The following is a 12,768-nucleotide window of genomic DNA, read 5'->3' as shown; positions in this document are numbered from 1 at the left end:
GTAGGCGGCGAGTTCGGACTCCAGCCGCTGGGCGCGCGCGTTCAGTCGCTGGTTCGTAGCGCGGGCCACGGCGAGTTCGGCGGTCTCGTGGTTGGTCACAGCTTCTCCTCGGGGATGATCAGGGGGCCGGACGCCGGGACTAGGCCTCCCGGCGGCCGGCGTTCTGGTGTGCGGGGTAGCCGGATGCGTCACACCGCGGGGTCGACCTCGGGATGCGTGAACCGCACGGGCTTGCCCAACTCGCGGGCGTAGTCGATCTCCGCCGTGGTCGAGGCGCCGATGTAGTCCCCGACGACGAGCACCTCGTCGGCGAGCCGGATCTTCGCCCGGTGCAGGTCGTCAAGCGTCGTCTTCAGGCGCTCGGCCTCGACGGGGTCGGCCCACAGGGGGTGCGGGGTCTTCATGTCGCAGCCAGGCTTGACGACGATCCGGCCGGCCGCGGTCTCCTGGAGGTCGGCTTCGGCCATCTCGGGCATGAAGCGGGTGGATCCGCAGATGGCGACGATGGTGGGGATGTTGAGGCGCTTCTTGCCGTCGGTGAGCTTCTCTTCGGGGGTGAGCAGTTCGGGGTAGGTCATGGCTGGGCCTTTCTCGGTGTCGGTGGTGGTGTGGGTGGTCGTCGGGTGATCGCGGGCTACACGACGGGGGCGGTGGGCGCGGGCTTCGGGGTGCGGTGCTCCTCGCACTCCCACTGGGTGCCGATGTGGTCGCGGTAGTGCGTCATCGTGATCAGCTCGGTGGTGAGCCCGGCGCGGTCGGCCTTGGCCCGGTCGCGCTTGGTCGGGTTGAGGTGGCGGTGGGCTTGGTCGGCGGTCGCGAGGACCCAGCCGCTGTCGTCGACGGTCTCCACGACGGCGACGACGGCGGAGACGATGCAGCCGCAGGGCCGTCGTTGGAGCCAGCCGCATTCGTCGAGCGGGACGGGCTGGTCGTTGACGGTGACGGTGAGTCCGGTGGTCATGTCGTGTCCTGTCTGGTTGCCGCCCCACCCTTGGCGAGACGGTGCGGTTCGTGTCGATGGCGGGAGGTCGAGATGGACGGGACCGTCACGCGACGGGGCAGCCGGGGCAGTCGTCGATGTGCTCGGGGTCGTCGCTGTCGTCGGCGACGACGTGCGTCTCCTCGACTGCCTTGAATCCGCCGCGGGCAACAGCGCGGCGCACGGCGGCGGCCTGGTGCTCCCAGTAGGCGCGCTGCCCGTCGTCGATCCGGTCCCAGGCAGGCATGCCGTGAATTACGGCAAACCGCTGATACAGCCAGGCGGGCAGCGTGTCCTCGTCGGCAGGCTGGATGGCGTCCAGTTGGTCGCGGAGGCGGCGGATCTCGGCGATCAGTGCGGCGACGTCTGCCGGTGCGTGGGCGATGAAGCGGGCGTTGGCGTAGGACTCGGTGTCCGTCCGGTCGGCGGTCAGGGTGGCGATGTCGCCGTCGGTGTTCATGCCGGTGGTCGTGGTGCGGGGTCGGGCTTGGATGGTGTAGGTGCCGTTGAGGTCGCGGTGGGTGCCCCATGGGCCGGGGGTGGCGGCTGTGTGGCGGGCTTCGATCTCGGCGAGCTGGTGGTCGGTGAGGGGCTGGGGCTTGGTGTCCACGGTCGGTCCTTTCGGGTGGGGTGTGGTTGTGGTGGGGGCCGGTCACACAGCGGCGGCGGCGAGGCAGGCGGCGACAATCACGACGGTCGGGGTGCTGCCGGGGAACTCGATGACCGCGCCGTTGGGGCAGTCGAGGCCGGAGTCGTCGGACTCGTTGACGACGGCCCAGACGGCTCCGGACGGATGGCGGGCGATGCTGAGCGGCATGTCGTCGTCGGCGGTCCAGCCCGCGGCTTCGAGGGCTTCGAGGACGTCGAGGCGTCCATACCAGTCGCCGGGGCCGGGGCGGTTGATGATCAGGTGCAGGTCGCCGGTCTTGGCTGTGCTGGTCATGGGGTGACTCCTTGGTGGCGGGGCGGGGTGGGTGGCGTTCCACGAGTCGGCGATGCGGGCGGCTGTGGCGTCGTCGATCTCGCCGTGGGCGCGGACGGTGGCGGCGGTGAGCATGGGTCGGGTCCTTTCAGGCGGCGGGGAGGCCGCACTTGGGGCAGGTGCATTTGCCGTGGGTTGGGGTGGGCCCGCTAGGGGCGGTGCCGATGGGCCAGGCGCCGCGGTGGGGGATGACGTAGTCGGGTTCTTCGGGGGCTGCCGCTTCGGCGGGTGCCGGCTTGGGCGGGGGCGTTCCGGTGAGGGAGCGCAGGTAGCTCTCGAGGTCGCCGTCTTTCCGGAGGGCGGCGATGTCCTCCGGACTGAGACTCACGTCTGACTCATGTCTACAAATCGGGCATAGTGCCCTTGGAAGGCGCAGGTGATCGTCGCCGTCGGCCCGCCGCGATGCTTGCCGACGATCATGTCGGCCTCGCCCGCTCGCGGAGACTCCTTCTCGTAGGCGTCCTCGCGGTGCAGAAGGATCACGATGTCGGCGTCCTGCTCGATCGCCCCCGACTCCCGCAGGTCCGAGACCATCGGCTTCTTCTCGGTGCGCTGCTCCGGGCCGCGGTTCAGCTGACACAGGATGATCACCGTGATGCCGAACTCCTTCGCCAGGAGCTTCAGCGACCGGGACAGGTCGGCGATGGCCTGCTGCCGGTTCTCGGCCTTGGCGACCTGCATCAGCTGCAGATAGTCGACAACCACCAGGCGCAGCCCGATCGTTCGCACCAAGTGGCGCACCTGGCCCCGCAGCATCGGCATCGACAGGATCGGCGAGTCGTTGACGTGCAACGGCGCGGCGGCGATGTCCGGGGCCCGCCGGGTGGCACGGGCCATGTCGACGTCGTTGACCTTGCCCTGCTTGAGGTGGTGGTGCGGGATGCGGGCCTCGGCGCACAGGATGCGGTCGGAGAGTTCTTCCTTGCCCATCTCGAGCGATTCGATGAGCGTCGGGATCTTGTTCTTGATGGCTGCGGCCCTGGCGAAGTCCTGTGCCAGCGTGGTCTTGCCCATAGCCGGGCGCGCTCCGACGACAACGAGTTGGCCCGGCGCCCAGCCGCCACACAGGAGACCGTCCAGGTCGATGAACCCGGTCGGGATGCGGTCTTCCGCAGTCGGCTCGGTGATCGCCCGGATCAGGGAGTCGCTGAGGAGTTCGCCGATCGTGGACAGTTCTGACTGCTCGCTCGTGCGGACGACTCCGTCGAGTTCTGCCTGGATGGCGGCGATGTCGTCGTCGGGGTCGAAGGCTGCGGACCGGCCGCGGAGGATCGCGTTGTGCCCGTGGGCGATGAGGCGGGCGGCCACTGCGGCCCGTGTGATCTTTGCGCCGTACCAGGGGGCCGCGCCCGGGTTCGCCGCCAAGTACAGGTCCGCTAGCTGCGGCTCGACCGGCAGGGGGATCGGGAGGTAGCCGGATGCGTGCCAGGCGGCGAGCTGCTTGTGGACGGCCTGCCAGCGAATCTCGCCCTTGGTGAGTGTCTGGCGGATCTCGTCGGTTGCGTGCCAGGTCCAGCGGAGCCAGTCGGTGGTGATGTCGGCGGGGTCGAACTCGGCGGCCATCTCGTCGATGAGGTCGGGGCGGCTCATGGCGGAGGCCACGACTACGTGTTCGGCGTCGAGGTCGGCGGGGCGGGCGGCCTGCTCGGGCTGGTCGTCGAGCGGGGTCTCCCACATGTCGGCGGTCACGCGTTGATCTCCTCAGGGTCGTATGCGGTGGCGGGTTGGGACTGTCAGGCGGCGGCGCGGCGGCGGTCGGCGCCTTGCAGGAGGACGACTCCGCCGCGGCACATTTCGGCAAGGCGGGAACGGACCCGGTCTCCGGTGACTTCGGCGAGCGCGGAGGGCAGCACGTCGCACGTGATGAGCACGGGCCGGCGGTTGATGTACCGCTCGTCGAAAATCTCGAACAGGCGCTCTTGGGTCCACGCCGACGGGCGGGCCGCGGCGAGGTCGTCGATGAACAGCAGGTCCACTCGCTGCAGGTGCTTCACCAGGGCACGCCCGGAGTTGTCGTGGGCGTCGGGTCGCAGAGCGTCGAACAGCGCCGTGGAGCGGTAGGCCTCGACGACGGGGGTGCCGCGGTAGCTGTCGCCGAATTGGGCGTGCACCCACTGGCGTGCTGCCTGCCAGGCACTGTGGGTCTTGCCGACGCCGATGGGTCCGGTGAGGAACAGGCTGGGGCAGTCGGCCCGGCCGGCGGCCCAGGCGGCGATGTGCTGTTCGAGTTCGATGCTCGCCTGGTAGATACCGGGGATCTTGGCGGTGAAGGTGGCGACAGCGGCGTCGCGGCGCTCGGCGATCCAGGACTGTCGGGGGGTGGGCTCGTCAGAACTTGAGGGCATCGCTGATCTCCTCTTCGGTCATTTCGCGGGGTGCGGTGGCGGGGCCTTGGGGTGCACGCTTGCGCTGCTGGGCCAGGGCTTGGCGGCGGAGGGTTTCGTACTTGGCCCGGAGCTTTCCGGGGCTGAGGATGTGCGCCTGCCAGAAGTCGTCGTCGTGGGCCCAGTCGATGGCGGCGATGGCCTGGTCGGCTGTGACGTCATCGACGTCGAGCAGCAGCCGGACGTCGTTGCGCCACGTCTTCGTGATCCGCGGCTTCTTGGTGCCGCCCTTTTCGATGACGGCGGCCAGGTGTTGGCAGACGCGTTCGACGTCGGGGCGGGGTGAGGTTTCGCCGGATGCCGAAGGCTCCGGATTTCCCTCTATTCCTTTTCCCTGCTCCCTGCTCCCTGCTCCCTGCTCAGGGGCGTCATCCTCCGGAGGGCTCTGGAGGTTCTCCGGAGGACTCCGGCGGTCCTCCGGAGTGTCGGAACGTCGCTGGTCAGCGGCCTGCGGGACCTCGTCCGGGGTGGGGAATCGCGGCTTCCGCGGGTGGCTGACTTTCTGGTGCTCGTTCCAGCTGTTGACGTACACGAGAGGCCGTCCGGAGGCCTCGTACAGGGTGATGAGGCGGCCTTCCTGAAGGCTCTGGAGATCCTCGCGAGTCCTCTGGAGGATGTCCGGAGCCTCTTCGAGGGGCCAGATGGCGGCCCGGATGAGACGCGGGTCCGCCTGGCCGACGCCGTTGTCGTCGACGTAGGTCCACAGGCCGATGAAGGTGAGGCGCGCGGACAACGGCTGCTCGGCGATCGTCAGGGAGGTGAAGAACTCCGGCTTGATCGAGCGGATCCGTGCCATGGGGTGGTCTTCTTTCGAAAGCTGCGGATGGGGTGTCGGTGTGTTGCTGGTCAGGGCCGGTCGCGCGGCCGGCGGCCCGCGGTCACGCGGCGGACCGTTGTCGGGCGCACGCATTTCGGCATGACGCGCAGACGGGGATGCCGATGCGGTAGTGGATTGATCGCCCCTTCGGGGTGCCGCACCAGCCGGTCCAGTCGGGGAATGCGTCCGGGTCGTCGATGCGGTCGTCATCCCAAGCGCCGATCGGGGCCCAGCCTCGGGATGTAGCGATCTGCCTGGCTGCTGCCGCCCGCCACGCCGGGACGCCGGCTTCGACGGGATCAACGCGCCAGAGTTCGTCGTACAGGCGACGCGTCGTCTTCAGCGTGGCCACCTCGACGAGGCCACTGACGATGGTCTTTGCGAAGTTGGCGCGGTTCACCTGGATACGTCGGGCCAGCTCTGACTGGGTCCAGCCTGCGTAGACGAGGGCTTGGAGCCGTCGCCGTGTTCCGGTCCCGTCGACTGCTGTCCGGTCGCCGAGGTTGTCCAGGGTCGGTTCGACTGCCAGCAGTTTCAGGGCCGTCTCGGGGCGCACTCGCCGTGATGGGGCGAGGCCGCGTAGCCGGTCGCCGTACAGCAGCTTGGAGACGCCGCCGGTGGAGACGCCGGCGAGCTTGGCGGCGCGCATCCAGCCGATGCCGAACTCGCCGAGCGCCCGGACGTGCTGGCGGACGGGTTCGGCGTCCACAAACGGCTGCCAGCGGCCGTAAGCGATGGCCCGGTAGCGGTTGTTCTCGTAGTCGCGGGCCGCCTGGGTACAGAGGGGGCAGCGGCAGTGTTCGAGGTGGTACTTCGCGTTGCCGTGCGGGCGGGCGGTCGGGGCGCTCATGCTGCGGCCTCGAACTGCGGCTCGGCGTGCCGGTCGATGTCCTCGCCGGTGACGTGGCGCCAGGTCTTTCCGCTGACGATGTTGGTGATCGTGACGCGGCTGACTCCGTAGTCCGCGGCGAGGACGCGGTGCAGTTCTCCGGCTGCCTGGCGGGCCCGTATTTCGGCTACCTGGCTTTCGGTGAGCTTGCTCGCGCCGCTTCGGCTGCCCCGGGGCGACCGGCCTCTGGCCACCATGTCGGCGGAGTTGTCCGCCTTGGTGCCGACGGACAAGTGCGCGGGGTTCACGCAGGGCGGGTTGTCGCAGGAGTGACGGATCACTAGGCCGTCGATGTCCACGCCGGCCAACATCAGAGAGACCCGGTGCGCCTTGACCGTTGGCCCGGAGCGTTGCCCCGCCGGTCGCATCACGCCGTAGCCGTGCTCGTTCGTCGCCGCAGTCCACGGCCAGCAGTCGTCGGCGCCGCGACGCTCGACCTTGGACCAGAAACGGTCGGCGAGCGTCTTCTTCGGCGGATCGTCCGTCGTGCCGGTGCGCTTCAAGCGGCTGTCATGCAACTCGCAAAGCCCGTTACGGCGAACTCGGCGGTCGCAGGTCCCGACGGCGCATACCGTGCTGCTGCCCTTGATGCCCCTCATGCCGCCACCGCCAGGTCCGGCTCGGCGTAGCGATCCAGTTCCTCGCCGGTGATGGCCTCGACGAGGGCCGCGACGATGACCTCGGCGGCTGGCGGAGTAACAGCATTGCCAAGTTGCCTCACCTTCTCCCGCTTGTTGCCGAGCACGATGTACGTGTCGCCGAAGGACATCGCGCGGCCGATCTCGTGGGGTTCGAGCATCCGGAAGAGGACGTCGTTGATGTCGACATCGCCGCTGACCAGGGCGTAGCGGTCGCGGGTCGACAGGGTGCCGACGGGTTCCCGAACGGTGCGGGCCTGGCCGTTGCCGTAGTACGGGACGAGGAGGTGTTCCCAGGTGACGAGCGACTGGTGGCCGGCCGTGGTCATGGTGCGGAAGTACTCGTCGGCGCTCGTGCACATCTGCCCGGCGTCGCCGCGCGGGGTGTTGTTTCGCATCACGAACGCGGGGATGTTCGGGGTGACGAGGCCGTGGTGGTTGCCGTTCGCGGAGACGGTGCCGACGGGCTCCTCGATGGAGCGTCCTCGGAGCTGGTCGCCTCCTCCGCGCATGGTGACCATGAACGGCAGCCAGGCCAGGCCGGTCTCGTTGCGGGCGGTCTGGGTGCGCAACGGGTTGTTCGCGGAGGCGGGCTCCTTGCCATCGCGCCCCTCGACGGGGATGAGAAGGGGCGGTATGGCAAGGCCGTCGTTCTCGCGGGTGGTGCGGCAGGCCATCGGGTCGAGGACGCTGGACGGGTCGTTGCGCCAGGTACCCCCGGCCGGGACCATGAACGGCTCGTAGGCGACGGCCTTGGTGGCGGTGGTCGTTTGGGTGGTGATCGGTGCGTCGACGGGCCAGGTACGGACGCCGGGGCGCCGCTCGAAGGTGTTGCCCGCTGCCTCCAGGGTGATCGGTCGGGCGAACTTGTCGAGGCCGGCCTGGATCCGGGCGAGCGTCTTGTCCGCGAGGGGCTTCGCACGGTCGCCGATCCGCTGCCCCGGCAGGGTCCAGTCGATCGCGACGGCCGCGGGGAGGGTCTCGGGCTCGACGACCTGGTTGCGGCACTTCGTGTTCGGGCAGCGGTAGACGTACTGCTGCCGGTAGCGGCCCATGTCCCGGCCGGGCTGCTTGAACCGCTGCACGGCGCGCACCCACGTGTCGCAGCCGGGGCACCAGGCGCGCGGGCGAAGCCACTTGTCCCAGTCCGGGGTACGGCGCAGGCTCTCGTGCCAGTAGGCGACGTACAGCCGGTCACGGGACTGCGGGGCCTTGTGCACGGTGCGCGGGTCGGCATGCATGCTGTTGAGGGCGATGACCCGCGTGCGGTAGCCGAGCTTGCGGATCTCGCCGAGCCAGCGGTCCCACTGGTCCCAGGCGCGGACGTCGACGACGTTCTCGACGACGCCCGCCTTGACGCCGCGCAGGTACATGGGGACTTCCTCCATGAGGGCGCGGGAGCGCTCGACTTCCTCGCTCGGGCCGAAGCCGTCGAAGAGGTCGCCCTGGAGGGAGGCGTCGAAGTCGCGCTTCTTGCCGCGGGCGTTGGACCACTGCGGGCATTCCGGGGAGGCCCAGAAGATGTCGGTGACGGGCCACTTCTCGACGGGCGCCTCGCGGATGTCGCCGCGGTAGTGGTCGACCTCGGGGAAGTTCGCGGAGTGTGACTCGATCGCCCGCTCCCAGTGGTTGGCAGCGCGGGCCATGCGGACGCCGGGGATGGAGTGCATGCCCTGGCTGGAGCCGCCAGCACCGCAGAACCAGTCCATGACGGACAGCGAGTCGTTGTCGTGGCGGTACATCAGGCGGCTGCCCTTTCGGTTTCGGGGTGGTGGGTGGTGTGTCGCTTCCGTGGGGACACGCCGGCCCACATGCCGTGGAGGCTGATGTCGGCCTGCTGGGCGAGCGTGTCGGCGTGGGCCTCGCATTCGGCCCGGACGGGGCAGCGTTCGCAGATGAGGCGGGCGTCGCGGTAGGTGTTGCCGGGCCCGTCGGGGGTCCACAGGTCGGGGTCGATCTGGGCGCAGCGGGCGTCGGTCATCCAGTCGTAGCGGCTCACGCGGCCACCTCGATCGCGTACTGGGGGTGGTCGCGGAAGGCGTGCTCGATGTACGACTTGCTGACGCCGAGGCGTTCGGCGGCGGCAACCTTGTTGAGGCCGCTGATCCGCATCAGCTCGTTCGCGTCCTGGGCGACGATCTCCCTGCGGGTCACCCCGTACAGGGGCTCGAAGTCGGGGTCGTCGATGACGTCCATCCGCTCGGCCCAGTAGGCGATCGTGGGCCAGTTGTTGCGCTGTGCGCGCAGCCGTGAGCGGTTTGCGGAGGTGGGGCGTACACCGCAACGCTCTGGCCGCTTGCTGCTGAGTTCGTCGTAGAGGTCGGCGATGGCGTCGGCGGTGCGGGCGTACAAGTGGGTCTGCCGCGGCAGTGTGTGCAGCGGCCGGTTTCCGTGCGGCAGGAGCGTGACGAGGTGGGCGTTGGGCCAGCCTGCAGCGTTCAGAGCCTGGACGCGCCGGAGGGATCCGATGGCGTGGGTGACGCCGGGGGTGATGCTGTCGGGGTCGAGGGCGAGGATTTTGGCGGCGACTTCGGGGCGGACTTTGTGCTTGCGGCCGAAGCGTCGGCCGTCGCCGCTGCCGTAGGGGCGGGTGAAGCCAGCGATGGTTTCGACGGCGAGCCCGGTGAGGGTGGAGATGCGGCGCGGGCCGATGTTGGCTGCTGCGAGGAGTTGCAGGTGCTGGCGGACGGGTTCGGCGTCGACGAGGGCGAGGTTGCCTACTCGGTTGCGGCGCCATGCCGTCTGGTAGGCCCTGACCCGGTCGAGGCACTCGACGCGCTTGCAGCCGTAGTGCTTCACGCACGTGACGGTGTTGTGGTGGGGGGCTTCGCGGACGGCGGTCGTCACGGCTTCTCCTTCCGAGTGCGGTTGGCGGGGTGGTTGGCGTAGGGCTCGAGGTGGCGGATGTCGCGGCGGGTGAGGTGCCGGTCTCCGCGGATGGCGTGGGCGACGGCCCAGACGGCGGCGGTGAGCATGGCCCCGGCGTAGGCGAGGGCGGGGAGGGCGGTGATGAGGCGGCCCATCACGCCGCCTTCGGCTGCTTGGCGCGGGCGGCGCGGCGGTCGGTGATGAACTTCCGGCCGGCGCGGGTCAGCAGGTAGACGTTGACCTTTTTGCCGTGGGCCTTCGGGTTGATCGACGGCTCCTCGCCCACTTTGCGGAGCAGCTGCGGCTCGTCGGGGTGGAGAGCGTCATGGCCAGTGAGGGCGGCGAAGTACAGGCCAGCCTTGCGGCACTCGTCCTCGGGGGCGATCAGGCGTATGTCGTTCATGCCGAACGGGCGGCCGGTGTCGGCGAGATGGAGGACTGCCTGGTCGAGGACGGCGGTCGTCCACTGGGTAACAGTGGGCTGCAGGGCGGCGAGGATCTGGGCGGCGCGGGCCTTGGCCTCGGCGGGAGTCAGCTGCATGTGGTGTCCTTGAGGTGAGGGGCCGCCCCGATTCCCGCGGGGCGGCCTTCGGCGTGCGGGCTACTGCTCGGTGGTGGTCTCGGGTTCGGCGGCGAGCCAGGCGAGGAGTGGGGCGGCGATGTCGCGGGCCCCGTTGGGCCGGTCGATGACCTTGCGGTGGAGCGACGGGCAGCGGGACTTGAGGACTTCGAGCCGGTTGTCGAGGTCCATCGCCACCGCGAGGTCGAACTCGTACTCGATCCCTTTGCGCTGCTCGGGCCGCATGCCGACCCGCTGCGGCTTGCCGTTCTCCAGCACCCACTCCGTGTAGGAGCGCATCGAGCAGACGACGTGCCCGGGGTAGTCGAGGATCGCGGCGACCATGTCGTTCTGCATGGGCGTGCCGTCTTTCCAGCCGGCGAACTTGTTGCCGCCGTACTTGGCCTTGGCCTTCTCGACCTGGTCGAGCGTGCCGTCGGTGCCCTTCCAGTAGTGGGAGAGGCTGTCGACGAACACGGTGGGGTAACCGGCCTGGGCGGCGGCGTCGAGAGCACGGCCGAGGTCGCGGGGGTCATAGCGGGTCATCGGCAGGGTGTCGAACTGGATGCCGAGGTGGCCGGCGTACAGGCTGGCGGCTCCACGCTCGGTGTCGATGACGGCGAACCTTCGGCCCTCGGAGAGGCCGTGGCAGATGCTGAGGCCGGTCCACGTCTTGCCGGAGCCGGACATGCCCTGGATGGACAGGCGGGCCTTACGGCCGGCCTTGGACGCGGGCCGGAACGCGAACTGCGCGGGGGCGCCGTTCTGTTCGGCGGCGGGCCGTCCGGTACGGACCGGCGGCGGGAGCTGGGACATTGGGGGTTCTCCTAGGCGTACTGGCGCTCGACCCAAGAGGGCAGCGCGGTCATCGGGTTGGGCAGGTAGCCGTGCCACTCGTCGCGTTCGCGGCAGACGGCGTAGGTGTTGAGGGCGACCTCGTTGAGGTGGCGGCCGATGCTGCGGGCCATCGGGTCGCAGGTGGTGACCACCACGAGGTAGGGCGGCTCTTTCTCCTGCAGCACGAACTGGAACGGTTTCTCAGGGTCGACGAGGTCGAGGGCGAGGCCGCCGTCGAGGTACCACTCCTGCTGCTGGTGGTAGCCGTGCTCGTTGAACGCCTTCTCCAGGTCTTCGCGGCGGCAGGATCGGGCGGTCTTGTAGTCGACGATCTGGCCGTCGTGGCGAAGCCAGTCGAAGCGGCAGCGACGCCAGATGCCGTTGTCCTCCCAGAACGCGGACTGCTCGGCGACGCCGGAGCCCGGCTCCAGCAGCCGGGCCGCTGCGGGCTCGGCGCGGAGAGCGGCGGCCATGGCCTCGACCTGGTCGAGTTCGTGCCGCTTGAGCGGGATGTTGCCCGCTGCCCTTATGTCAGCGACTTCGGCCCTGATGGCGTCGGTGTCCCAGCGGGCCGCGTCGACGAGGACCAACTCCGGGCCGTCATCGAGCACCAGCTTGTGGGCGGCGGTGCCGAGTTCGAGGGCCTTGTTGTGGGGTTGGGGGTTGTCGAGCCAGTGCTTGAACTTGGCGGGGCAGTCGGTGATGAGCTTGCGGGCGCCGGTGGAGGAGAGGCTGCCGCCGGGGATGGGGTCGGAGTGGTACAGCTCGGCGGGAATGTCGTACAGGCCGGGCTCGACCTCGACCGGCGCCGCGGTCACTGCTGCCCTCCGTGCATCCGCGACAGGGCCTCGCCCGCCATCTGCGCGAGCTGCTCATCGGAGGCGGAGTAGAAGGCGTCCGGGATGGTGACGGCGTCCCACACGTCTCGGGCCCATCGGGCGTCGCCGAGCGCGGTGTGCGCAACGTCCTTGGCCGGCGGCTCGACCTCGACGTGCCGGGAGACGTCGTAGGACTTCCAGGGCCAGCCGACAGCCTTGGCGACCTTGCCGTACCAGGCGGCGTCGCAGTCTTTGCGGGTCCACTCACTGGCCCGCCCGTAAAGGGCGCCGACGGCGAGTGTGGCGATGTCGACCGGGCGGTAGTGCCAGGGCAACTTGCGGCCGTGCGCCTGCAGCAGCTTGGTCAGGAATGCCACGTCGAAGCCCGGGTTCGATCCGACGATGACGGAGCTTTGGAGTGCTTCCTGGAGATCGAACAGCATCTCGGGCAGCGTCGACTTCAGCGGCGGGCCACCAGCCGGGAAGAACTCAATGGCGTCCCAGCCGTCGGGGACGGCGAAGCGCTCGTGGAAGCGGCCGATCTTCAGGGCCTCGGGGTCTGCCTCGGCGAGGTCAGGGCGGACCTGCCACACGTACTCGCAGTCGACGCCGTCTTCGCGGCGGCGGATGACGGCGATCTCCCACGCGTCGCCGTGGCGCGGGTCGAGGTGGGTGGTCTCGGTGTCGACGAAGGCGATGGTGGTCATGCGGCCACCTCGCCCGCCGCGATGGCCTGGAGGGTGGCGATGCCGTTCTCGTCGTACTTGGCGAGGGTGATGGCGGCCCCGTAGTCGGGGAACGCGCCGAGCAGCCGGGCCCGGTGGGTCATGTCGGCGCGGTCGATGAGGCTGATGAGGGATTCGGTCCAGTCGCCGGCCGGGTAGCCGCCGGGACGCCCGAAGTGGGAGAGGACGTGGGCGGCGACTTCGCGGCTGATGGTGGGGCTGCTGGGGCTCATGTTGCTCTCCTGGGCGTGTTCAGGGTGTGCGGATGGATG

19 protein-coding genes are annotated in these 12,768 nt (G+C 69.5%); all 19 read right to left on the bottom strand.

Annotated elements, in window-relative coordinates; genetic code table 11:
* Positions 1 to 188 precede the first annotated feature (188 nt).
* Positions 189 to 578, bottom strand: coding sequence for a hypothetical protein (locus tag AC067N_RS36425; RefSeq protein WP_478683231.1), 390 nt, complete (start codon positions 576 to 578; stop codon positions 189 to 191).
* A gap of 56 nt (positions 579 to 634) precedes the next feature.
* Positions 635 to 961 (bottom strand): hypothetical protein, encoded by a 327-nt coding sequence (locus AC067N_RS36420; protein ID WP_478683230.1) that lies wholly within the window; start codon positions 959 to 961, stop codon positions 635 to 637.
* Between the two features lie 85 nt (positions 962 to 1,046).
* The gene (locus tag AC067N_RS36415) at positions 1,047 to 1,589 is read right to left on the bottom strand and encodes a hypothetical protein (RefSeq protein WP_478683229.1); all 543 of its coding nucleotides are present in this window, start codon (positions 1,587 to 1,589) and stop codon (positions 1,047 to 1,049) included.
* A 42-nt stretch (positions 1,590 to 1,631) separates the two neighbouring features.
* On the bottom strand, positions 1,632 to 2,036 hold the full coding sequence (locus tag AC067N_RS36410) for a hypothetical protein (RefSeq protein WP_478683228.1): 405 nt from the start codon (positions 2,034 to 2,036) through the stop codon (positions 1,632 to 1,634).
* A 13-nt stretch (positions 2,037 to 2,049) separates the two neighbouring features.
* Positions 2,050 to 2,289, bottom strand: a complete 240-nt coding sequence (locus tag AC067N_RS36405) for a hypothetical protein (RefSeq protein ID WP_478683227.1) — start codon at positions 2,287 to 2,289, stop codon at positions 2,050 to 2,052.
* The gene (locus AC067N_RS36400) at positions 2,286 to 3,650 is read right to left on the bottom strand and encodes a replicative DNA helicase (RefSeq protein WP_478683226.1); all 1,365 of its coding nucleotides are present in this window, start codon (positions 3,648 to 3,650) and stop codon (positions 2,286 to 2,288) included. Before AC067N_RS36400 ends, AC067N_RS36405 begins: the two co-directional genes overlap by 4 nt.
* Positions 3,651 to 3,694: 44 nt before the next feature.
* On the bottom strand, positions 3,695 to 4,306 hold the full coding sequence (locus AC067N_RS36395; RefSeq protein WP_478683225.1) for a DnaA ATPase domain-containing protein: 612 nt from the start codon (positions 4,304 to 4,306) through the stop codon (positions 3,695 to 3,697).
* Complete coding sequence (locus AC067N_RS36390) at positions 4,290 to 5,141, bottom strand: hypothetical protein (RefSeq protein WP_478683224.1); 852 nt, start codon at positions 5,139 to 5,141, stop codon at positions 4,290 to 4,292. Before AC067N_RS36390 ends, AC067N_RS36395 begins: the two co-directional genes overlap by 17 nt.
* Positions 5,142 to 5,223: 82 nt before the next feature.
* The gene (locus tag AC067N_RS36385) at positions 5,224 to 6,012 is read right to left on the bottom strand and encodes a hypothetical protein (RefSeq protein ID WP_478683223.1); all 789 of its coding nucleotides are present in this window, start codon (positions 6,010 to 6,012) and stop codon (positions 5,224 to 5,226) included.
* Positions 6,009 to 6,650 (bottom strand): HNH endonuclease, encoded by a 642-nt coding sequence (locus AC067N_RS36380; RefSeq protein WP_478683222.1) that lies wholly within the window; start codon positions 6,648 to 6,650, stop codon positions 6,009 to 6,011. The genes AC067N_RS36385 and AC067N_RS36380 overlap by 4 nt, the downstream gene beginning before the upstream one ends.
* A complete protein-coding gene (locus AC067N_RS36375; protein ID WP_478683221.1) occupies positions 6,647 to 8,431 on the bottom strand; it encodes a DNA cytosine methyltransferase in 1,785 nt (594 codons plus the stop codon). The genes AC067N_RS36380 and AC067N_RS36375 overlap by 4 nt, the downstream gene beginning before the upstream one ends.
* The gene (locus AC067N_RS36370) at positions 8,431 to 8,688 is read right to left on the bottom strand and encodes a WhiB family transcriptional regulator (RefSeq protein WP_478683220.1); all 258 of its coding nucleotides are present in this window, start codon (positions 8,686 to 8,688) and stop codon (positions 8,431 to 8,433) included. Before AC067N_RS36370 ends, AC067N_RS36375 begins: the two co-directional genes overlap by 1 nt.
* Positions 8,685 to 9,536, bottom strand: a complete 852-nt coding sequence (locus AC067N_RS36365; RefSeq protein WP_478683219.1) for a hypothetical protein — start codon at positions 9,534 to 9,536, stop codon at positions 8,685 to 8,687. Before AC067N_RS36365 ends, AC067N_RS36370 begins: the two co-directional genes overlap by 4 nt.
* The gene (locus AC067N_RS36360; RefSeq protein WP_478683218.1) at positions 9,533 to 9,712 is read right to left on the bottom strand and encodes a hypothetical protein; all 180 of its coding nucleotides are present in this window, start codon (positions 9,710 to 9,712) and stop codon (positions 9,533 to 9,535) included. Before AC067N_RS36360 ends, AC067N_RS36365 begins: the two co-directional genes overlap by 4 nt.
* Positions 9,712 to 10,098, bottom strand: coding sequence for a hypothetical protein (locus tag AC067N_RS36355; RefSeq protein ID WP_478683217.1), 387 nt, complete (start codon positions 10,096 to 10,098; stop codon positions 9,712 to 9,714). The genes AC067N_RS36360 and AC067N_RS36355 overlap by 1 nt, the downstream gene beginning before the upstream one ends.
* A 60-nt stretch (positions 10,099 to 10,158) precedes the next feature.
* Complete coding sequence (locus tag AC067N_RS36350) at positions 10,159 to 10,932, bottom strand: ATP-binding protein (RefSeq protein WP_478683216.1); 774 nt, start codon at positions 10,930 to 10,932, stop codon at positions 10,159 to 10,161.
* Positions 10,933 to 10,943: 11 nt separating this feature from the next.
* Positions 10,944 to 11,771 (bottom strand): PD-(D/E)XK nuclease-like domain-containing protein, encoded by an 828-nt coding sequence (locus tag AC067N_RS36345; protein WP_478683215.1) that lies wholly within the window; start codon positions 11,769 to 11,771, stop codon positions 10,944 to 10,946.
* Positions 11,768 to 12,478: a 3'-5' exonuclease gene (locus tag AC067N_RS36340; protein ID WP_478683214.1), complete on the bottom strand. Its 711-nt coding sequence runs from the start codon at positions 12,476 to 12,478 to the stop codon at positions 11,768 to 11,770. The genes AC067N_RS36345 and AC067N_RS36340 overlap by 4 nt, the downstream gene beginning before the upstream one ends.
* Complete coding sequence (locus AC067N_RS36335) at positions 12,475 to 12,729, bottom strand: hypothetical protein (protein WP_478683213.1); 255 nt, start codon at positions 12,727 to 12,729, stop codon at positions 12,475 to 12,477. The genes AC067N_RS36340 and AC067N_RS36335 overlap by 4 nt, the downstream gene beginning before the upstream one ends.
* Positions 12,730 to 12,768 lie beyond the last annotated feature (39 nt).

It is taken from the genome of Streptomyces sp. NPDC042364 (genome assembly GCF_056437585.1).
Note: the sequence above shows the minus strand (reverse complement) of the source record. Positions and strands in the feature narration are given on the sequence as shown.

What these genes read in the sequence shown, in the direction of transcription:
- AC067N_RS36390 (WP_478683224.1), bottom strand. Translation starts at nt 5,141, where the DNA reads ATGGCACGGATCCGCTCGATCAAGCCGGAGTTCTTCACCTCCCTGACG.
- AC067N_RS36395 (WP_478683225.1), bottom strand. Translation starts at nt 4,306, where the DNA reads ATGCCCTCAAGTTCTGACGAGCCCACCCCCCGACAGTCCTGGATCGCC.
- AC067N_RS36410 (WP_478683228.1), bottom strand. Translation starts at nt 2,036, where the DNA reads ATGCTCACCGCCGCCACCGTCCGCGCCCACGGCGAGATCGACGACGCC.
- AC067N_RS36375 (WP_478683221.1), bottom strand. Translation starts at nt 8,431, where the DNA reads ATGTACCGCCACGACAACGACTCGCTGTCCGTCATGGACTGGTTCTGC.
- AC067N_RS36420 (WP_478683230.1), bottom strand. Translation starts at nt 961, where the DNA reads ATGACCACCGGACTCACCGTCACCGTCAACGACCAGCCCGTCCCGCTC.
- AC067N_RS36360 (WP_478683218.1), bottom strand. Translation starts at nt 9,712, where the DNA reads ATGGGCCGCCTCATCACCGCCCTCCCCGCCCTCGCCTACGCCGGGGCC.
- AC067N_RS36385 (WP_478683223.1), bottom strand. Translation starts at nt 6,012, where the DNA reads ATGAGCGCCCCGACCGCCCGCCCGCACGGCAACGCGAAGTACCACCTC.
- AC067N_RS36350 (WP_478683216.1), bottom strand. Translation starts at nt 10,932, where the DNA reads ATGTCCCAGCTCCCGCCGCCGGTCCGTACCGGACGGCCCGCCGCCGAA.
- AC067N_RS36425 (WP_478683231.1), bottom strand. Translation starts at nt 578, where the DNA reads ATGACCTACCCCGAACTGCTCACCCCCGAAGAGAAGCTCACCGACGGC.
- AC067N_RS36335 (WP_478683213.1), bottom strand. Translation starts at nt 12,729, where the DNA reads ATGAGCCCCAGCAGCCCCACCATCAGCCGCGAAGTCGCCGCCCACGTC.
- AC067N_RS36340 (WP_478683214.1), bottom strand. Translation starts at nt 12,478, where the DNA reads ATGACCACCATCGCCTTCGTCGACACCGAGACCACCCACCTCGACCCG.
- AC067N_RS36355 (WP_478683217.1), bottom strand. Translation starts at nt 10,098, where the DNA reads ATGCAGCTGACTCCCGCCGAGGCCAAGGCCCGCGCCGCCCAGATCCTC.
- AC067N_RS36380 (WP_478683222.1), bottom strand. Translation starts at nt 6,650, where the DNA reads ATGAGGGGCATCAAGGGCAGCAGCACGGTATGCGCCGTCGGGACCTGC.